Here is an 18,993-nt window from a genome sequence, read left to right as displayed (position 1 = left end):
GTTGTGCAGCCTTCTGGAAACGATCGACCGACCGGGCGCTTCCTGGTCGGTACCGACATCGGTGGCACGTTCACCGACCTGGTCCTGCTCGAGGAGGGCGTGCAGCCGCGGCTGTTCAAGTCGCCGACGACGCCGCACGACCGCTCGGAGGGCATCCTCGACGCGCTGGCGCTCGCCGCTGACGCGGTGGGACTGCCCCTACCCGACTTCTGCGCCGAGATCGGCTACTTCGCCCACGGGACGACGGCCGCGACCAACGCCCTGATCGAGCGCCGGGGTGCCCCCACGGCTCTCCTCACCACCGCCGGGTTCGCCGACACCCTGCTGGTCCAGCGCAGCATGACCTCGTGGGTCGGCATGGGCGCGGCCACGGGTCACTACAGCCGGCGCCGCAACCCCGAGCCGATCGTGCCCCGCGAGCTGGTCGCGGTCGCCGACGAGCGGGTGGACTCCTCCGGCCGGATCGTCGTGCAGTTGGACGAGGCCGAGGTGCGGTCGCTGCTGCGCCGCCTGAAAGCCACCGGGGTGACGGCGCTGGCCGTCTCGTTCCTGTGGTCCTTCCTCCGGCCGGAGCACGAGCGGATGGTCGCCGACCTGGTGGCGGAGGAATGGCCCGAGGTCTACCTGACCCTCTCCCACGAGATCGCGCCGGTCATCGGCGAGTACGAGCGGACCGCCACCACGGTCATCAACTCCTACCTCGGCCCCGTCATCCGCGACTACATCGCCCGGCTGGAATCACGCCTGCAGGAGGGCGGCTTCCGGGGCGACATCTCGATCATGGACTCCGGCGGCGGTGTCATGCGGGCCGCCGACGCGGCCCGCCGCTCGGCCTCGCTCCTCACCTCGGGCCCGGCCGGTGGCGTGCTCGCCTCGGCGGAACTGGCCGGCCGGCTCGGCTTCCCGAACGTCATCACCAGCGACATGGGCGGCACCAGCTTCGACGTCGGCCTGGTGGTCGACGGCGAACCCCTCGTCGAGCACACCGCCGAGCTCGGCAACTACCACCTGTCGCTGCCACGCATCAAGGTCACCGCCATCGGCGCGGGCGGGGGCTCGATCGCCTCCGTCGACGAGGTGGGGGCGCTCGTCGTCGGCCCGCGCAGCGCGGGCTCCCTCCCCGGCCCGGCCTGCTACGGCCGGGGGGGCAACCAGCCCACCGTGACCGATGCCGACGTCGTCCTCGGGATCATCGACCCCGAGTACTTCCTCGACGGGCGGATGCCGCTGGACCGGGCCCTCGCGGAGAAGGCCATCCTCGAGCACGTCGCCGGCCCGCTCGGCATGACGGTGCTCGAGGCGGCCGCCGGGATCCGCCAGGTCGCGGACAACCAGATGGCCGACCTGCTGCGCAAGGTGACGGTCGAGCAGGGCCGCGACCCCCGCGACTTCGTCGTGTTCGCCTACGGCGGTGCCGGGCCGACCCACGCCAGCGCCTACACGGCGGCTGCGGGGATCGGGACGCTGGTGGTCCCGCCGACGTCGACGGTGCACTCGGCCTTCGGTGCGGTGACCTCCGACCGGTTCCGTGCCGTGCAGACCACCGACGTGCAGCGGACGCAACCGGGCCTCAGCGACCCGGCCTCGGGCATCGACACCGAACGCCTGGAGCGGTCCCTGGACGAGCTGGTGGCCCGGTGCCACGCAGACCTCGACCACGACCCGCGCGCACAGTTCGTCCGCTCGGTGCACCTGAAGTTCCGCAAGCAGACCCACGAGCTGCCGGTCGTCCTGCCCGACGGGCCGGTGACCGGTGAGGTGATGCGGGCCGCCGTGGTCGATTTCCTCACCACCTACGAGCGCATCTACGGGACGGGCACCGCGATGCCGGCGGCCGGGCTGGAGATGCACACCCTGCGGGTGGAGGGGCGGGTGCCCGCCCGCGGCTTCTCCGCCCCCGAGCCCGACGAGGGCGACGGCGACTGGTCGGCCGCCCGCACCGGTAGCCGCGACGTGTACTTCCCCGAGTCCGGATCCGTGCCGACGCCCGTCCTGCGCGGGGAGCTGGTGGGTCCCGGCAGCGAGGTCACCGGCCCCGCCGTCCTCGAGTTCGCCGGCACCACGGTCGTCATCGGCCCCGGCCAGCACCTGCGGGTCGACCCGTTCCGCAACCTCCTCATCGACTGCAAGGGGATCTCGTGAGCACCGACGTCCGGGCCGACTCGGCCGCCTCCCAGCCCGTCCCCTCGGCGGCCGGGGGCCGATCGGGCGTGGACCCGGTCACCTTCGAGGTCATCCGACACCGCCTGCTGGCCATCACCGACGAGCAGGGGGCCACGCTCGCCGCGATCTCAGGCTCGCCGCACGTCGTGAACGCGAACGACTTCAACGTGGGGCTCTACCTGCCCGACGGCAGTGTCGCGGCCATGGGGCGAACCATCCTGCTGCACTCGGCGTCGATGGCCCTGATCACCCGGCACGTCATCGCCGACTGCGAGGCCGATCCCGGCATCAATGCCGGCGACATGTTCGTCGTGAACAACCCGTGGAAGGGCTCTATCCACGCGCAGGACGTCGGCGTGGTCGCGCCGATCTTCTTCGAGGGGGAGCTCCTCGCCTGGACCGGCGCCATGTGCCACATGCCCGACGTGGGCGGCTCCCGGCCGGGCAGCTTCTGCAGCGATGCCACCGAGTCCTTCCAGGAGGGGCTGCAGCTCACGCCCACCAAGCTGGTGGACGGCGGCACCGTCCGGAGCGACGTCTGGAACCTGATCCTGGCGCACACCCGGGCGCCGGCGGCCTTCGACCTGGATCTCCGCGGTCTCGTGGGCGCCAACAACACCGCCGTCCGTGCCATGACGCAGCTGGCCGAGCGGTACGGCGCCGACGTCGTCCGCGAGGTCATGGCGGGGCTCATCGACCTCTCCGACCGTCGGCTGCGGCAGCGGCTGCGCACCCTGCCGGACGCCACCGTGCGCAGCACCGCCTACCTGGACAACGACGGCGGGCTGGGCAAGCTCTACGAGGTCGATCTCGTCCTCACCAAGACCGGGGACACCCTGCAGTTCGACTACTCGGGCTCCTCGCCCCAGGCCCCGGGCTACATCAACTGCACGTCGTCCGGGCTCATGGCCGGCATCAACGCGGCGCTCCTGCCGACCCTGGCCTTCGACGCCCCGTGGAACGAAGGGCTGTTCCGGCCGGTCGAGGTCGTCTGCCCCGAGGGCCTGATCTGCAACGCCAAGCGCCCGGCCGCCGTGAGCGGAGGAGCCCTGGAAGCGGGCTGGCTGGTGGAGATGGCGGCCATCGAGGCCTTGTCCAAGCTCATCGCCTGCTCCGACGACCTCATGGGGGAGGCCCAGGCGACCCCCGCCGGCGGGCCCGACCAGTTCGTGCTGTCGGGGGTGAACGCACACGGTGACCCCTTCACCCACGTGATCCTCGACTGCCTCGCCACCGGCGGAGGGGCGTACGCCGCACGTGACGGGCTGTGGACGCAGGGGCAGCACAACATCGAGCGGCAGCGAATCTCCAACGCGGAGTCCATGGAGCTCGAGACCCCCCTGCTGTACCTGTGGCGCGGTCTCGTGCCCGACTCCGGCGGCGCCGGCCGCAGGCGCGGCGGGCAGAGCATGGGCTCGCTGTACCTGGTGCACGGCGGGGACGACCTGCGCGCCACCTGCAACGGGCACGGCTGGGAGGTGCCCAACTCGACGGGCCTCTTCGGCGGCTACCCCGGGACCCAGAACATCCGCGAGGTGGTCACCGGCAGTGACGTCTGGGACCACTTCGCCCAGGGTCGCATCCCGGCGGACACCGACGAGATCGGTGGTGAGCGACCGCTGATGCGCGGCCGGCAGGGCATGTTCGGCATGGCCTCGGGGGACGTCATCAAGACGATCCACCAGTCCGGTGGCGGCTGGGGCGACCCGCTCACGAGGCCCGTCGACGAGCTGGCGCTGGACCTGCGGCACGGGGCTGTCAGCCCGGACGCCGCGGCGCGGCTGTACGGCGCCGTGGTGGCGGCCGACGGGACCGTGGACGACGCGGCCACGGCGGCGCGGCGGGCCGAACTCCTGGAGGAGCGGAAGGCATGGCCGGTGCAGTCGCCGCCGGTCGACGTGCCGGCGGACGCCATCCGGGTCGGCCCGCTCGGCGACGCCCTGGATCTCGTCGAGGCGCCGTCGGGCGAGCGGTTCGTGCGCTGCCGCTGCGGGCTGGGGCTGGCCCGGGCCGAGGACGCCTGGCGCACGCACGCCGGCCTGCACGTGGGCCGCGACGTGCACGACATCAGCAAGGGGGAGCGGTTGACGCCAGAGCTCGAGCTGCGCCGATACGCCTGCCCGGGGTGCGGTGTCCTGCTGTCCACCGATGTCGCCCGTACGGGCAGCCCCGTGCGCGACGACGTCCGTCTAGCTCCCGAGAAGGTGCTCGCATGAGCGGCGTGGCCTGGGCCGGTGCGACGTCGCACGTCGGGGCGATCCTGCGCAACCCGCACGCGGCGCCGGAACGGTCCGACGGGCTCAACGCCGGGTGGGACGCGATGGCTGCCGAGATCCGCGCCGCACGTCTCGACGCGCTCGTCGTGGTGGCGACCGACCACTACGAGACCTTCCGGCTGGAGCACTACCCGACGTTCTGCGTCGGTGTCGCGGACGAGTACGAGGGCTGGGGGGAGTTCGGCAATCCCGCCGGCGTGGTGAGCGGCAGCCCGGCGATCTCGGCCGGGCTCCTGGACGGCCTGGTCTCGGGAGGGTTCGACGTCTCCCGTAGCCACGAGATGCCGCTGGACCACAGCTTCATGGTCCCGCTGCTGCGGCTGGGCCTGGGCGATCTGCCGATCGTCCCGCTCTTCGTCAACTGCAACACCCCGCCGTTGCCGTCCCTCGCGCGCTGCGTCGCGCTCGGGACCGCGCTCGGCCGGGCGGCCGCCGCGCTGCCGGGAGGTCCGCGCCTGGGGGTACTCGGGACCGGCGGGGTGTCGCACTGGGTGGGGCTGCCCCGGTTCGGGGAGGTCAACGAGGAGTGGGACGGCCACTTCCTCGACCTGATGGCGACCGGGCGGGTGGAGGAGGTGCTCGGTTGGAGCGACGACGAAATCCTGGCTGACGCAGGCAACGGCGCGCTGGAGATCCGCACCTGGCTCGTCGCCCAGGGAGCGGCCGGGGCGGCCGGAGGCCGGCTGCTGGGCTACGCCCCGATGCCGGAGTGGGCGATCGGGATCGGGATCATGAGCATGGCGACGCCGTGAACCTGCTCGCACTCACGAAACTGGCCTGGGACCTCGAGCACGAGCCGGGCCTCCTCGACCGGTACCGCGCAGACGCCGGCCCGGTACTGGCCGGCTACCGCCTCGACGACGCCGCACGGCAGGCGGTCCTCGACCGGGATGCCCACGCCCTGCTGGCGGGCGGCCTCAACCCGGTCGCGCTCCGGAACCTCTTGGTGCTGCTCGGCATCCCGCACGCGGACCTGTACCGCGGCGATCACCGGTCCGCGTGACGGAGCGCGTTCCGGGTGGCGGAATGAGCGTTGATCACGGTCGCGCGTGCGAGTGTGCTGCCGGACACAGCGGACCTGGACGGCCGTCCGGTCCGCGCCGGAGGAACAAGGGAGCTTCTCGTGGAGTGCACCACTGCCGCCCCGTCGGCGTGCGCGGTCGCCCGATGAGCATCGTGGACGCCGCGGACCCGAGGGAGGAGTCCGACGTCGCCGACCGGCGGGGCGTCCGGTCCGTCACCAGGGCCCTGGACATCCTGACCGCCTTCAGCGCCCGGCACCCGCGCCTGCAGCTGCGCGAACTGGCCGACATCGTCGGCCTGCCCAAGCCGAGCACGCACCGGATCGCGGTGTCCCTCGTCGAGCGCGGATTCCTCCGTCAGGAGAGCGACGGGGCGTACTCGCTGGGGGGCCGGCTGCTGGAGCTCGGCGGCCTGGTGTCGACCAGTTCGGCGCTCTCGCAGCTCACGCGCGATGCGGTCGCCGCCCTGGCCGAGCTCACCGAGGAGACGATCCTCGTGGCCGAGGTGGACTGGGTGGACCGCACCCTGCTGGTGATTCGCAAGCGGCCCGCCACCCACCCGCTCGCGGTCACGTCGCCGGTCGGGAAGCGGACGCACATCGGCAACGGGTGCATCGGCAAGGCCGTCCTCGGTGCACTCGAACCTTCGGAAGCCGACCAGATCGTGCCGCAGCTGAAGCTGGTGCCCCGCGCCGCGCGCAGCATCGTCGACCACGACGAGTTCCGGCGGGAGGTCGCGTCCGTGGCGCGGCGCGGGTTCGCGACCGACACGCACGAGTTCACCGACGGTGTCGCCGGCGCCGCGGTGGCGGTCGGGGCCGGCGGCCGGCCGCTCGGAGCCCTGGCGATCGTCGCCCCGGCCACCCGGGCCCCCCGCGCCCAGCTGGAGCGACTCGGCAGGTTGATCCGACGAACGCTCGACGACACGAACCGCGCCTACGCGGCCGACCGCTCCTGACCCGACGGAGGACAGCCATGCCCGTTCAGCTCGTTCCGCACGACTCCGGTGTCCGCGCCGGGTGGGTGCACTTCCCCAGCGGGGAGGACCTCGTCCGGGGCTACCTCGCGTTGCCGGCGCAGGCCGGTGACCTGCCGCTCGTGATCACCGCCCACGAGAACCTGGGTGTCACCGTGCATCGCCAGGAGGTCACCCGGCGGCTGGCCGCGGAGGGCTTCGCGAGCCTCACCGTCGACATGTTCAGCCGGGTGGGCGGGATGCCGCCGCAGAACTTCGTCGATGCCGACGACCGACGCAGCAAGGCGTTCCTCGCGGCACGTGACGAGGTGGTGGTCCCCGACCTGCAGGCAGGGCTGGAGTTCGCCGCCGAGTTGCCCGAGGTGGACGGTGCGCGCGTCGGGGCCCTGGGCTTCTGCCTCGGCGGCGGCAGCGTCCTCGCCTGGGCCGCGCAGACGGACGACCTGGCGGCCGTGGTGTCGCTGTACGGGATCCCCGTCCTGCCCCCGGAGTACTCGCCCACCGGCAGCGAGCGTTCGCGGCTGCCCCTCCTCGCGCAGCTGCGGGCGCCCGTCCAGTTCCACTTCGGCGGAGCCGATGAGGCCATCCCGGCCGACCAGATCGACGCGCTGGAGGCGGCGCTGCCGTCGAGCGCCACTCCTGCGGAACTGTTCCGCTACGAGGGGGCGGGGCACGCGTACCACGACGACACCCACCCCAACCACCACGCCGAGGCGGCGGACCTGACGTGGAAGCGGACGGTGGGCTTTCTGCGGGAGCACCTGGCGTGAGCCTGTGGACCGACGCCCTGGGGAGCGAGATCCGGTTCGTGGACGTCGGTGGCGTCCGGACCCGGATCCTGCGGACGGGCAGTTCGGGGCCGCTGCTCCTCCTGCTGCACGGCCGGGGTGGTCACCTGGAGACCTGGACCCGCAACCACGCGGGCTGGGCCGACGGGCGGCAGGTGGTGGCCGCCGACCTGCTGGGCCACGGGCTCACGGAGCGGGCCGGCAGCCGGTACGACGTCGGGGAGCTGCTCGAGCACACCGAGCACCTCGTGGACGCCCTGCTCGCCGAGACCGGCGAGAGCGACCTGGACGTCGTCGGCCAGTCCCTCGGCGGCTGGGTGGCCGCGTGGCTCACCCGCCGCCGTCCGGGCACGGTGCGCCGCCTCGTGCTGGTCGAGCCGGCGGGGTTGCAGAGCGAGGCCGAGCGGCTGGCGGACCCGAGGGTGGCAGCCGCCTACGAACGCGGCGGACGGGCGTTCACCGCCGTCACGGCCGACAACGTCCGCCTGCGCCTGCGCCAGCTCCTGCAGGACCCGGCCGCCGTGGACGAGGAGATGGTCGAGCTGCGCCGACGCCTGTACGAGCCGCCGGGGGCCGCGGACGTGCACAGCGCGGTCCGGGCCGCGGACAACGGGAGCTGGCTGCTGACCCCCGACTGGTGGCGCGCCCACCGGACGCCCACCTTGTTCGTCCGCGGCGAGCACGGCCACCTGCCGGGTGCCGTCCTCGACCGGCTGGCGGCGTCGTTGCCCGACGCCCGGGTCGTGACCGTCCCCGGCGCCAAGCAGTGGCCGCACTACGAGAACCCCCTCGACGTCACCGCGGCGGTCGAGTACTTCCTTCAGGAGGACCTGCCATGACTTTCTGGACCGACACGTTGGGTGCCGAGCTCCGATTCCACGACGCCGGCGGTTGGCGTACCCGGTCCCTGGAGGCGGGGGACTCCGGTGATCACGTCATCTGCATCGGTGGGCTGACCGGTCACGTCGAGGGGTTCGTGCGCAACGTCGTCCCGCTGGCCGAGCGCGGCCTCCGGGTGCACGCGATCGACACGCTGGGGCACGGCTGGACGGCCAAACCGGAGGACGTGACGTACCACGCGCCCGTGTTCACCGAGCACCTGTTGCGCTTCATGGACGCGATCGGTGCCGAGCGGGCGCACATCGTCGGGCAGTCCCTGGGCGGCTGGATCGGCCTCTACACCGCGCTGAAGCACCCCGACCGGATCGGCCGCATCGCGCACGTGACGGGAGCCGGAATCCTGCTGGACGACGAGGCGCGCAAGGAGGAGAGCCAGGCCGTCCACGCGAAGGTGCAGGACGTCACCCGCAAGGCGGTCGAGGCGCCCACCCGCGAGAGCGTCCGTACACGGCTCGAGTGGCTGATGGCCGACCCCGCGTCGGTCACCGACGAGCTGGTCGAGGCGCGCTACCGCATCTACACGCTGCCCGACAGCCGACGGGTGATGCCCAAGCTCGTCGCCGAGCAGCCCAGCCCGGAGAACCGGGCGTACCTGCTCACCGAGGCCGACCTGGCCGCCATCCCGCACGAGACGCTCGTGCTGTGGAGCGACAAGAACCCGACGACGCCTGCCGAGGTCGGCCGCCGGGCCAGCGAGATCCTGCCCAATGGCCACTTCGAGCTCATCACCGGCGCCGGGCACTGGCTCATGTTCGAGCAGCCGGAGGAGTTCAACCGGATCGTGGGTGACTTCCTGACCGGGAGCGCCCGGTGACGCGTGCCGACCCCCGGGAGGCCGTCGCGGTCGGCTGCCGGATCCTCGCCGCGCACGGCCATGCGGACATGGTGTGGGGGCATCTCTCCGTGCGGGACGACGCCGGTCGCGGGCTCTGGCTCAAGCGGGCCGGTGTCGGCTTCGACGAGCTGGTACCCGACGACGTCCACCTCCTCTCCTGGGACGGGGAGCTCCTCGAGGGCGACGGTCCGGTCCACCTCGAGCACCACATCCACACCGAGGTGATGCGGGCCCGAGCCGACGTCGGCGCCGTCGTGCACAGCCATCCCGAATCCGCCGTGACCCTCGCGGCGACCGGGCTGCCGCTGCAGCCGCTGGGTCACGAGGGCACCTTCTTCACCCCGCCGGACGTGCCCCGCTACACCGAGACCGGTGACCTCATCCGGACCGGCGAACTGGGGCGATCGGTCGCCGCTGCGCTGGGGGAGCGGAACGCGCTCACCTGGTCAACCACGGCATCGTCGTCGCCGAGAGCGACGTCCGCAGGGCGGTCTTCGGCGCCGTGCTGATGGAGAAGGCCTGCCGCATGCAGCTGGTCGCGGCGGCTGCCGTCGGCGCCGGCGCCCTTCGCGCCTCCTCCGACGAGGAGGCCGAGGAGAAGCGGGGGCGCGTCTACGGTGACCGCCAGCTCGGTCTCGGCTGGGACTACCTCGTGCGGTCCCTGTCCTGATGGCGCCCGGTCCCGCGGCCGTGTTCCCGCCCAACGCGTTCCGCATGGCGGATCGGTGATTGTCGTCATAGTGCCCGACCAAGACAGTTGTCCGCGTCACAGCGGCGCCGCGAACGCCGGACCGGCCGAGAAGGTCGGGTGCCGGACGAATCCGCCGCAGTCCGTATCAGCCCGAACGTCAACGTGGAGTGGAAGAAGGTGGCTAGCGACATGGTGATCGGTCGTCGTCCGACGCAGGCCCGGTCCAGGAAGGGGCTGCTGGCCCTCTTCCTCGCAGTGAGCATGAGCGCCGTCGCCGCGTGCGGAGGTGGAGACTCCGGCGACTCCGAGGGGGAGGCGCAGACCGCGCCGCACACCGGCGTCGTCCGGATCTCGGAGACGGGCTCCAGCGAGGACCTCGCGCTGTGGGTCGCGCAGGACGAAGGCATCTTCGAGGCCAACGGGCTCGAGGTCGAGCTGCAGAACATCGCCGCGGGGCTGGCGCCGGTCGCACTGACCAACGGGGAGGTGCAGCTGGGCACCCAGACCGCTCCCGACTTCCTCCAGGCCGTCTCCTCGGAGTTGGACCTGACTGCCGTGGCCGGGATGTCGTACAACACGCCGGAGAACCCGCGGTTGTTCGTCGTCGCGTCGAAGGCCAGCGGGATCACCTCCATCGACGGGCTGGCCGGCGCGCGCATCGGCACGCCGAGCCGAGGTGGCTCCTTCGAGATCAGCACGACGGCGCTCATGGAGGAGGACGGCATCGACACCGGGGACGTCGAGTGGGTCGAGGTGCCCTTCCCGCAGATGATCGAGGCGCTGAACTCCGGACTCGTCGACGCCGTCGCCACGTCCATCAACCTCGTCGGACCCGCCCGCGCCGCCGGTCACCAGCCGGTGGTCGACCTCAGCGAGTTCGGTGACGACGTCCTCATCACCTTCCTGTCGGGCACGACGGCGTGGGTGGAGGCCAACGGCGACATCGTCGAGAAGCTCCGCACCTCCCTCGAGCAGGCGGCAGAGTTCGTGACCGCGAACCCGGAGCGCACCGTCGAGATCATCGCGGCGCACACGGGCCTGGACCCGGCGATCGCCCAGCGCACCCCGCCGACGAACCTCAGCGCCGCGATCAGCGAGGACCAGCTGCAGCTCTGGATCGACGCCATGAGCGCGCAAGGTCTGATCGAGGACGACGTCCAGCCCGGCGTCCTGCTGCAGCCGTGAGCGCCGCTGTCGGATCCCGATCGGCGTCCGCTCCCGCGGACGGGCGACCGGGGACCGGAGCACCGGGGGCGACGGCCCCTGGTGCCCGGGGCGCCATCGAGGTCACCGGCCTGACGTACGCCTACCCCGGCGCGGCCGGAGGTCGGCCGGTGATCGAGGACCTCAGCTTCTCGGTCCGTCCGGGTGAGTTCGTCTGCGTCGTGGGCCCCTCCGGCTGTGGCAAGACGACCCTGCTGCGGCTGCTGGCCGGGCTGCTCCGGCCCGACGCCGGCGAGATCAGGGTCGACGGGACGGTGGTGAACGGGCCTCCGGAGGATCTGGGTTTCGTGTTCCAGGACCACGCCCGGGCGCTGCTCCCGTGGCGGACGGCGGCCAAGAACGTCGAGTTCGGGCTGGAGGCGGCCGGCGTCCCGCGTCGGCTGCGCGGACCGATGGTCCAGGACGTGCTGCGTCGGGTGCACCTGCCCGATGTCGAGCGGCTGTACCCGGGCCAGATGTCGGGCGGGATGCAGCAACGGCTGCAGATCGCCCGGGCGCTGGTGGCCCGGCCGTCAATCCTGCTCATGGACGAGCCGTTCGCTGCCCTGGACGCGCTGACCCGCTTCGCCCTGGAGGACGGCCTGCTGGAGGTGTGGCACGAGCTGGCCCCGACCGTCCTGTTCGTGACCCACGATCTCGACGAGGCGATCTACCTGGCCGATCGGGTGGTGGTGCTGCGACGCAATCCGGCGAACGTCGTCCGAGAGGTGCCGGTGGCGCTGGAGCGGCCTCGGGACCAGGGGCGCTCCCGGGCCCAGGACGAGTTCGTGCGGCTGCGCTTCGAGCTGTTCGAGACGATCCGGTCGCTGTGATGGCGAGGGGCACGACGTGAGGTCACGGGTCAGGGCCGTCGTCCTGGGCCTCGGCGGCGTCGCGGTCCTGGTGCTCGGCTGGGCGCTGGCCGCGGCGTCGGGCAGCGTGGCCGGCGTCCCGGCGCCAGCCGACGTCGCGACGGCTCTCGGTGGCGAGCTCACCTCCGACCGGCTCTGGTCGGCGACCGCCCACACCCTACTGATCACGCTCGTCGCCACGGCGATCGCCGCGGTGCTGGGAGTGGTGATCGGGGCCGTCGTCGGGATGTCGCCCACGATGGGGCGGCTGCTGGGCTCGTCCATCAACAGCCTGCGGTTCATCCCGCCGGTGGCGTTGATCCCCGTGGTCCTGCTGGTCATGGGGTTCGGTGCGGGCAGCGAGGTGACGGTGGCCGTCTTCGCCGCCGTCTGGCCGGTGCTGCTCAACGTGGCGGCCGCGTCGGAGTCCCTGCGGACCCGCTACGACGACCTGACCCGGATCGCGCGGCTGAGCCCGCTGGCGAGGCTGACGAAGATCTTCGTGCCGGGCGCGATACCCGCCACGGTCGTCGGTCTGCGGGTCGGTGCCGCGCTGGCGCTGATCCTGGTCATCGCCGTCGAGATGCTCGCTGTGCCCGCCGGCCTCGGTCACGAGGTCCGGTTCGCGGGTGACGCGCTGCAACTGCCGTCGATGTACGCCTACATCGTCTGGATCGGTCTCCTGGGGGTCGTCGTGAACACCCTGATCAACCTCGCCCAGCGCGCCCTCCCGCAACGCGGCGCGCTGCCGGCGGCATCCCGATGACGAGGGTGCTGCGGATCGGCCAGGCGCTCGCCGTCCCGCTGGCGCTGCTGGGCCTGTGGGAGCTCGCAGCACAAGCCGGCTGGGTCAACCCGGTGTTCGTGCCCGCGCCCAGCCGGATCGCCGAGGCCGGCTACGACATGCTGCAGGACGGGGGGCTGCTGGAGGCGACGGGGGAGACCACGGTCCGCGCCCTCCTCGGACTGCTGCTGGCCATCGTGGTCGCGGTCCCGGTGGGCATGCTCATCGGTGCCTCGCGCATCGCCGACGAGGTCACGCGGCCCAGCCTGGAGTTCTTCCGCGCGATGCCCACGGTCACGGTCATCCCAGCGCTCATGATCCTGGTGGGTATCGGCCACACGCTCGCTCTCGTGGCCATCATGTTCGCCGCCGTGTGGCCGATCCTGCTCGGCGCCGTGCACGGGGTGCGAGGCATCGAGCGGACGCTCGTCGACGTGGCGCGCGTGCACCGGCTCGGGCCCGTGGCGGCGACCCTCAAGGTTCGGCTGCCCGCCGCGCTGCCCGGCATCGTCACCGGCGTGCGCATCAGCCTGGCGATCGCGCTCGTGGTCGCCCTGGTGGCGGAGATGATGACGGGCAACGGAGGACTCGGCTCGCTGGTGATCGAGGCGCGAAGCCGATACCGCTCCGCGGACGTCTTCGGGATCGTCGTGGTCATGGGCGTCGTCGGTCTGCTGCTGAACTCCGGCATGGTCTGGCTGGAGAAGCGGGCGGGGCTGGCGCGCATCGGCTGAGGCGCCGACGGACGGGGGCTCGTGACGAGCCTCACTGCTAGCAATGCGCTTGCTGTAGTTAGCACCCGCCATCGGTGGGGCATGAAGGAGTCATGACCGACAACAACAAGATCGTCAACCAGCTTCGCGCCCTCGTCCTCCTCACGAAGACCGAGGAGCAGGTCGCGCGTACCCGTATCTCGCAGGCCCGGACCGACGCCGTCCGCCGCGAGCTCACGCAGAACGCCGACAACGCCGCAGCTCGCACGATCGAGATCACCGAGGCCCTGCGGTCGCTCGGTGGCGTGCCGGACGTCGTCACCCCCGCGCTCGGCCGCCTCGGCGCCGTCCTCAAGGCCACCTTCGAGCAGGCCGCCCCCCTCGAGGAGGCCCTGCTGACCGACCTGTCGCTCGAGCACCAGCTGCTCGACCGCGCCACCTACGTGAAGGTCCTCGCCGAGTCGGCCGAGGAGACCAAGGTGCGCAAGCTCGCCGAGAAGCTCATCACCGCCCACCAGGCGACCGTCGAGTGGCTGACCGTCGTCCTGGCGGAGGAGGCCCTCGGTGGCCCCGCCGCCCTCGTCGCCACCCCTGTGCAGAAGGTTGCCGGCGGCGTGGCCCGCGCGGTCAACGCGCCGGTCCGCTTCTGGGCCAACACGGTGAACAACGCCGTCGACACCGTCAAGAACGCCGGCGAGGAGACCTCCGACCGGTTCTCCGCCGTCACCGACCGCGCCGTCGCCCTGACCGACGCCGTCAAGGAGACCCTGACCGCCGGTCGCAGCGCCTCGCTGCGCAAGGCCGAGCAGGTCGCCAAGCGCGAGGGCAACAAGGACGTGGCCGAGGCCGCCAAGGCCGCCCGCGAGGAGCTCGGCGACGTCGCCGCCTCCGAGCTGCCGATCAAGAACTTCGACAACCTCTCGGTCGGTGACGCCGTGAAGGCCATCAAGGGCCTCAAGGAGCCGCACGACATCCGCGTGATCGTCGCCTACGAGGAGGCGCACAAGGCCCGCGCCAACGTCGTCAGCGCCGCGCAGACCCAGCTCGCCGCCCTGGCCAAGGAGGCCGTGGGCGTCTCCAGCTGATCCCCACGCAGCATCGGCAGGGCCCGCACCCCACTGGGTGCGGGCCCTGCCGCGTGTGCGGCCGGGTCCACTCCGTAGCGCCCCGCTGGGGTACCGCGGGGTATCGAGGGTCACGCGGGGCGGGAGTTTGGCGCGCCGAGCCGAGCGGGGAAGTCTCTGGGCATGAGCATCACCCCCGAGACCCTGGAAGCGGAGTTCTCGCTCCCCACGGCCGCGACCCGCCTGGACTTCCTCAGCCGCCGCGACAGCGGCGACACCGCGCTCAACACCGTCCACGACGCGGACGAGGACGACTGGAGCTCCCTCAAGACCATCGACACCTCGCTGGACACCTACGAGGCGCTCGAGCTCCTGGCGCTGGGCGAAGTGGTCTCGCGCAAGGCCCACGACAGCCAGCTCATCGGCATCCGCGCCGCCCTCCGCGGCGGCGCCGACTGGGAACAGATCGGTACCGCGCTGGGCACCTCGCCCGACACCGCCTACGACTCCTTCCAGGAGGCGGTCTCCCGCCAGCTGGACGCCGACGCCGCAGCGGCGGCGCGCGAACTGGCCGGCACGCGGCCCGCTCGCTAGCGGACCTCGACGCCCTTCCAGAACGCCACCCGGCCGGTGATCTCCTGGGCCGCGTCCTTCGGCGTCGGGTAGTACCAGGCAGCGTCGGCGTTGACCTGGCCGTCGACCTCGAGGTCGAAGTAGGACGCGGTGCCCTTCCAGGGGCAGACGCTGTGGGTCTCCGAGGGGCGGAGCACGTCCGCGCGCACGGCGTCCCGCGGGAAGTAGGCGTTGCCCTCGACGGTCACGATGTCGTCGGACTCCGCGATGACGGTCCCGTTCCAGCTGGCAGTGGTCATGCCCTGATCATCCTCCGGGCGCGCGGCCGGAGGGAGATCACCAGCGCAGGGGGTACATCTCCCGTGACTGGGCGGTCCGGCAGGCCCGGCAGTGCCCCCAGCTCACGATGTTCAGCGGACTGGTGGCAGCTCCGCACTCGGGGCACTCCACGGACTCCTGCCCGTTCGCGCGTGCCTCGCTGATCTCCTTGGACCGTTCCTCGTGGATCGTCTGGTCGCCCCGGCAGGGGCAGCCCAGATGGGCTTCAGCGCATCGTCCGGGCCGCATGGCGACGGGGTGCCTCCCAGGTAGCAGAGATTCGGTCTCCCCTGACGCTACTCAGGTGCGCCAGCCCCCCGCGTCCCCCGCACGGGTCTGTGTCCCGCCCGGGCGCCTCAGGGGTGCAGCAGCGCGAACGTCGCGACGGCGTGCACGAGGCTCTTCCCGTCCTGCTCGACGTCGGCCTCGCACACCGTCAGGTGCTCGCCGCGGGTCCGCACCCGAGCCGTGACGCTCAGGTCGCCGGGCGTGCCGGGCCGGAGGTAGGTGACGGTGAGCTGGCTCGTCGCCGGCACGTCGTCCTCCGTCGTGGACCGGACCGCTGCCCCCATGGCGGTGTCGACGAGGGTGGCCAGGACGCCGCCGTGCAGGGTGCCCGCCTGGTTGAGGTGCTCGTCCAGCGCGGTGAAGGCGAGCCGGGCCGAGCCGTCGTCGGCGACCTCCGCCCGCGCACCCATCCGTTCCGCGAAACCGCCCGTGCCGTGTCCTGCCCCGTCGTCCGCCATGCGCCTCCACTACCCGCGTCGCCGTCGGCCACGCGGGAGGGGCCGGTGGGGCCGCCGGGACCTCCGGAACGCATCGTTACCGTGCGGCCGCCCTGTGTTCGCCCTGGTCGGGCAGTCGTCGGTGATGATCTGCGGCGATCGCACCACTCCCAGCAGACGTTCAGGAGCACGCATGAGTCACCCCTACGACCCCAACGCGCCGGCCGGCCAGCCCGGTACCCCCGACGGCGCATGGGCGCCGCCGCAGGGTGGGGCGCCGCCGCAGGGTGGGGCGCCGGGCGCTCCGCAGCAGCAGCCGACGAAGAGCGGCGCCAAGAAGTGGCTGCCGATCGGTGGCGCAGTGGTCGCGGCCGGTGTGATCGGCATCGGCTCGCTGACCGGCTGGTTCGGCGCCGGGGCCTCCGAGGTCGGTGACTGCATCCAGACGCAGGGCACCACCGACTACGAGGTCGTCGACTGCGGCGCGGACGAGGCGCAGTACAAGATCGTCGGCATCGACGACCAGGAGATGACCTACTCGGAGTTCGAGGCGGCTCCCGCCGAGGACTTCTGCGCCGACTTCTTCGAGGAGACCGAGTACGTCCTCTGGGAGGGCACCACCGAGACCGAGCCCGGCACCATCTACTGCGCCGCGTCGGTCTGACGCCTGCTCCACGCTCGCCCGAGTGCCCCGCCGGTCCGCCGGCGGGGCACTCGTGCGTCCGGCACGAGGCGCCGACCCCGGCGTGCGACGGTGTCTGAAAAGATTTTTCGACGACGTGTCGATTCCCGCGGTGGTCGTTCGACGTGTCAGTAGAGCGGGGTCCACGCCGGACACGACGACCGGCCCTCGCTCACCGGCAGAGGAGAGCAGCGATGCGTTTCATGGTGATCGTCAAGGCGACCGAGGACAGCGAGAAGGGCACGATGCCGAGCACCGACATGCTCGAGGCGATGGGCGCCTACAACGAGGAGCTCGTGAAGGCCGGCGTCATGCTCGACGGCGACGGCCTGCGGCCGAGCAAGCACGGCGCCCGGGTGCAGTTCGACTCCGACGGCAACGCCACGGTCGTCGACGGCCCCTTCGCCGAGACCAAGGAGCTGGTCTCGGGCTACTGGGTCTTCGAGGTCTCCTCCCGCGAGGAGGCCATCGAGTGGGCCCGCAAGGCGCCGTTCCGCGGCGGCGAGCTGGAGATCCGCCCGTTCTCGACCGCCGAGGACTTCGGTGAGGCGTTCACCGAGGAGCTCCAGGCCAAGGAGAACGCGCTCCGCGAGACCACGGCCCAGCGCGCCGAGTGACCACGCCTCCAGCGCCGACGGCGTCGACCGCGGACCTGCACCGCGTCGTCGACGCCGTCTGGCGCATGGAGTCGGCCCGCATCGTGGGTGCCCTCGCCCGCGTCACCGGCGACGTCGGCCTGGCCGAGGAGCTGGCCCAGGACGCGCTCGTCGCGGCGCTCGAGCAGTGGCCGGAGACCGGTGTCCCGGCGAAGCCCGGCGCGTGGTTGATGGCCATCGCCAAGCACCGGGCGATCGACACCTTCCGCAGGTCGCAGAACCTGCAGCGCAAGACCGAGGAGCTGGGCCGGGACCTCGTCGACCGGGAGGCCGTCGAGGAGGACTGGGCCGCCGCACTCGACGAGGTCGTCGAGGACGACGTCCTGCGGCTGGTGTTCATCTCCTGCCACCCGGTGCTCTCCCGCGAGGCGCGGGTGGCGCTGACGCTGCGGCTGGTCGGTGGTCTGACCACCGACGAGATCGCCCGCGCGTTCCTGGTGCCCGAGAAGACGCTGGCGCAGCGGATCGTGCGGGCCAAGCGCACGCTCACCGCCGTGCGCGTGCCGTTCGAGATGCCGGCGGGCGAGGAGTTCACCGCCCGCATCGCCTCCGTGCTGGAGGTGCTCTACCTCGTCTTCAACGAGGGCTACTCGGCCACGGCGGGGGAGGACCTCATCCGTCCGTCGCTCTGCCAGGAGGCCATGCGGCTCGGCCGCATCCTCGCCGGGCTGGTCCCGGGCGAGCCCGAGGTGCACGGGCTGGTCGCGCTGATGGAGATCCAGGCGTCCCGGCTCGCCTCGCGGGTCGGTCCCGACGGCCAGGCGGTCACCCTGACCGACCAGGACCGCACGACCTGGGACCGCGTGCTCATCAGCCGCGGGCTCGCCGCCCTGCAGCGGGCCGAGGACGCCGGCGCCGCCCTGGGCCCGTACGCGCTGCAGGCGTCGATCGCCGCCTGCCACGCACGGGCGGCGAGCGTCGAGGACACCGACTGGGCACGTATCGCCGCGCTCTACGAGGCGCTCGCGGAGCTCACCCGCTCGCCGGTCGTCGAGCTGAACCGGGCCGTGGCGGTGTCCCGTGCGTACGGGGCGGGTGCCGGTCTCCAGCTGGTCGACGCCCTGGCCGGTGAGTCGGCGCTACAGGGGTACCACCTGCTGCCCACGGTGCGGGGCGACCTGCTCGAGCAGCTGGGACGGCGGGACGAGGCGCGGGCGGAGTTCGAGCGGGCCGCGACCCTCACCCGCAACGAGCGGGAGCGGGCGTTGCTGCTCGACCGCGCGGCCGCCTGCGGTCCCCGGCTCGGCGCCTGACCCGGCTCGCTCAGTCCGGCTGCGCGTTCTCCTCCAGCTGGGCCAGCAGCCGGCGCAGCTCGGCGACGTCGGCGTCGGCCAGCCCGGCGCGCAGCCGGCCGTCGAAGGAGGCAGCGGCGCGGCGAAGGCGCAGGAACAGCTGCTGCCCGGGTTCCGTCACGGTGACGCGCTGGACCCGGCGGTTGGCGTCCTCGCGTTCCCGGGTCACGAGCCCGGCCCGCTCCATCGCGTCGAGGTGGTGGGTGAGGGTCGGTTGCCGCACGCCGATCGCGGCGGCGAGCTCCGCCTGGGTGCGGTGGTCGCCGCCGGTGAGTGCGCGCAGCACCTGCCAGACGGGGGTGGAGCCGCCCGCGGCGACCAGGACGTCGTCGAACGACCGGCTCAACTGCTTGGCCACGCGGCCGATGAGGAGGCCGAGGGATTCCTCCGGAGCGGTCATCCGGCAACCTTAGACGTCTAACCGTTAGGCGTCTCATCATCCGCCCGGCCACCGGTGTCAACCTTCCGGGACCCCCACGGC

At 72.3% G+C, this 18,993-nt stretch carries 22 protein-coding genes; 19 read left to right on the top strand and 3 right to left on the bottom strand.

Annotated features, from left to right (window positions below; translation table 11 throughout):
* Positions 1-3 precede the first annotated feature (3 nt).
* From CRP30_RS11210 to CRP30_RS11140, 16 genes are all read left to right on the top strand, one after another.
* Positions 4-2,142 (top strand): hydantoinase/oxoprolinase family protein, encoded by a 2,139-nt coding sequence (locus CRP30_RS11210; RefSeq protein ID WP_097183973.1) that lies wholly within the window; start codon positions 4-6, stop codon positions 2,140-2,142.
* Complete coding sequence (locus CRP30_RS11205) at positions 2,139-4,379, top strand: hydantoinase B/oxoprolinase family protein (RefSeq protein ID WP_097183972.1); 2,241 nt, start codon at positions 2,139-2,141, stop codon at positions 4,377-4,379. The genes CRP30_RS11210 and CRP30_RS11205 overlap by 4 nt, the downstream gene beginning before the upstream one ends.
* Positions 4,376-5,191 carry a DODA-type extradiol aromatic ring-opening family dioxygenase gene (locus tag CRP30_RS11200; protein WP_097183971.1) on the top strand — a complete coding sequence of 272 codons (816 nt, stop codon included), beginning with the start codon at positions 4,376-4,378 and terminating at the stop codon, positions 5,189-5,191. The genes CRP30_RS11205 and CRP30_RS11200 overlap by 4 nt, the downstream gene beginning before the upstream one ends.
* Positions 5,188-5,442, top strand: a complete 255-nt coding sequence (locus CRP30_RS11195) for a hypothetical protein (RefSeq protein WP_097183970.1) — start codon at positions 5,188-5,190, stop codon at positions 5,440-5,442. Before CRP30_RS11200 ends, CRP30_RS11195 begins: the two co-directional genes overlap by 4 nt.
* A gap of 164 nt (positions 5,443-5,606) precedes the next feature.
* Positions 5,607-6,419 carry an IclR family transcriptional regulator gene (locus tag CRP30_RS11190; RefSeq protein ID WP_097184138.1) on the top strand — a complete coding sequence of 271 codons (813 nt, stop codon included), beginning with the start codon at positions 5,607-5,609 and terminating at the stop codon, positions 6,417-6,419.
* A 17-nt stretch (positions 6,420-6,436) separates the two neighbouring features.
* Positions 6,437-7,207 carry a dienelactone hydrolase family protein gene (locus CRP30_RS11185; protein WP_097183969.1) on the top strand — a complete coding sequence of 257 codons (771 nt, stop codon included), beginning with the start codon at positions 6,437-6,439 and terminating at the stop codon, positions 7,205-7,207.
* Entirely contained in the window at positions 7,204-8,064 is an 861-nt protein-coding gene (locus tag CRP30_RS11180) for an alpha/beta fold hydrolase (RefSeq protein ID WP_159961683.1), read from the top strand. Before CRP30_RS11185 ends, CRP30_RS11180 begins: the two co-directional genes overlap by 4 nt.
* Entirely contained in the window at positions 8,061-8,939 is an 879-nt protein-coding gene (locus tag CRP30_RS11175; RefSeq protein ID WP_097183967.1) for an alpha/beta fold hydrolase, read from the top strand. Before CRP30_RS11180 ends, CRP30_RS11175 begins: the two co-directional genes overlap by 4 nt.
* Positions 8,936-9,469: a class II aldolase/adducin family protein gene (locus CRP30_RS11170; protein ID WP_200814664.1), complete on the top strand. Its 534-nt coding sequence runs from the start codon at positions 8,936-8,938 to the stop codon at positions 9,467-9,469. Before CRP30_RS11175 ends, CRP30_RS11170 begins: the two co-directional genes overlap by 4 nt.
* Positions 9,364-9,630 carry a class II aldolase/adducin family protein gene (locus CRP30_RS23350; protein WP_369406763.1) on the top strand — a complete coding sequence of 89 codons (267 nt, stop codon included), beginning with the start codon at positions 9,364-9,366 and terminating at the stop codon, positions 9,628-9,630. The genes CRP30_RS11170 and CRP30_RS23350 overlap by 106 nt, the downstream gene beginning before the upstream one ends.
* A 138-nt stretch (positions 9,631-9,768) precedes the next feature.
* The gene (locus tag CRP30_RS11165; protein WP_143278443.1) at positions 9,769-10,836 is read left to right on the top strand and encodes an ABC transporter substrate-binding protein; all 1,068 of its coding nucleotides are present in this window, start codon (positions 9,769-9,771) and stop codon (positions 10,834-10,836) included.
* Positions 10,837-10,985: 149 nt separating this feature from the next.
* A complete protein-coding gene (locus tag CRP30_RS11160) occupies positions 10,986-11,687 on the top strand; it encodes an ABC transporter ATP-binding protein (RefSeq protein WP_200814662.1) in 702 nt (233 codons plus the stop codon).
* Positions 11,688-11,703: 16 nt separating this feature from the next.
* Positions 11,704-12,471 carry an ABC transporter permease gene (locus CRP30_RS11155; protein ID WP_097183965.1) on the top strand — a complete coding sequence of 256 codons (768 nt, stop codon included), beginning with the start codon at positions 11,704-11,706 and terminating at the stop codon, positions 12,469-12,471.
* Positions 12,468-13,223 (top strand): ABC transporter permease, encoded by a 756-nt coding sequence (locus CRP30_RS11150; RefSeq protein WP_097183964.1) that lies wholly within the window; start codon positions 12,468-12,470, stop codon positions 13,221-13,223. The genes CRP30_RS11155 and CRP30_RS11150 overlap by 4 nt, the downstream gene beginning before the upstream one ends.
* 92 nt (positions 13,224-13,315) lie before the next feature.
* Positions 13,316-14,287, top strand: coding sequence for a hypothetical protein (locus CRP30_RS11145; RefSeq protein ID WP_097183963.1), 972 nt, complete (start codon positions 13,316-13,318; stop codon positions 14,285-14,287).
* 162 nt (positions 14,288-14,449) lie between these two features.
* Positions 14,450-14,860 (top strand): hypothetical protein, encoded by a 411-nt coding sequence (locus tag CRP30_RS11140; protein ID WP_097183962.1) that lies wholly within the window; start codon positions 14,450-14,452, stop codon positions 14,858-14,860.
* Here CRP30_RS11140 and CRP30_RS11135 read toward each other — a convergent pair.
* Entirely contained in the window at positions 14,857-15,138 is a 282-nt protein-coding gene (locus tag CRP30_RS11135; protein ID WP_097183961.1) for a DUF427 domain-containing protein, read from the bottom strand. The genes CRP30_RS11140 and CRP30_RS11135 overlap by 4 nt on opposite strands.
* A gap of 375 nt (positions 15,139-15,513) precedes the next feature.
* A complete protein-coding gene (locus CRP30_RS11130) occupies positions 15,514-15,903 on the bottom strand; it encodes a PaaI family thioesterase (protein ID WP_097183960.1) in 390 nt (129 codons plus the stop codon).
* A gap of 172 nt (positions 15,904-16,075) precedes the next feature.
* On the opposite strand from CRP30_RS11130, the gene CRP30_RS11125 reads away from it, so the two are divergent.
* The 3 genes from CRP30_RS11125 (at position 16,076) to CRP30_RS11115 (ending at position 18,473) form a co-directional block, all read left to right on the top strand.
* Entirely contained in the window at positions 16,076-16,546 is a 471-nt protein-coding gene (locus CRP30_RS11125; RefSeq protein ID WP_097183959.1) for an LppU/SCO3897 family protein, read from the top strand.
* Between the two features lie 212 nt (positions 16,547-16,758).
* Positions 16,759-17,181: a YciI family protein gene (locus CRP30_RS11120; RefSeq protein WP_097183958.1), complete on the top strand. Its 423-nt coding sequence runs from the start codon at positions 16,759-16,761 to the stop codon at positions 17,179-17,181.
* On the top strand, positions 17,178-18,473 hold the full coding sequence (locus CRP30_RS11115; RefSeq protein ID WP_235003325.1) for an RNA polymerase sigma factor: 1,296 nt from the start codon (positions 17,178-17,180) through the stop codon (positions 18,471-18,473). Before CRP30_RS11120 ends, CRP30_RS11115 begins: the two co-directional genes overlap by 4 nt.
* 10 nt (positions 18,474-18,483) lie before the next feature.
* Here the strand turns inward: CRP30_RS11115 and CRP30_RS11110 are convergent, their stop codons facing one another.
* Positions 18,484-18,912 carry a MarR family winged helix-turn-helix transcriptional regulator gene (locus CRP30_RS11110; RefSeq protein WP_097183957.1) on the bottom strand — a complete coding sequence of 143 codons (429 nt, stop codon included), beginning with the start codon at positions 18,910-18,912 and terminating at the stop codon, positions 18,484-18,486.
* Positions 18,913-18,993 lie beyond the last annotated feature (81 nt).

The sequence above is a fragment of the Blastococcus haudaquaticus genome, assembly GCF_900230285.1.
In the GTDB taxonomy this organism is placed as follows: Bacteria; Actinomycetota; Actinomycetes; order Mycobacteriales; family Geodermatophilaceae; genus Blastococcus_B; species Blastococcus_B haudaquaticus.
The sequence above is the reverse complement of the archived record's forward strand: the minus strand, read 5'-3'. Positions and strand labels throughout refer to the sequence as shown.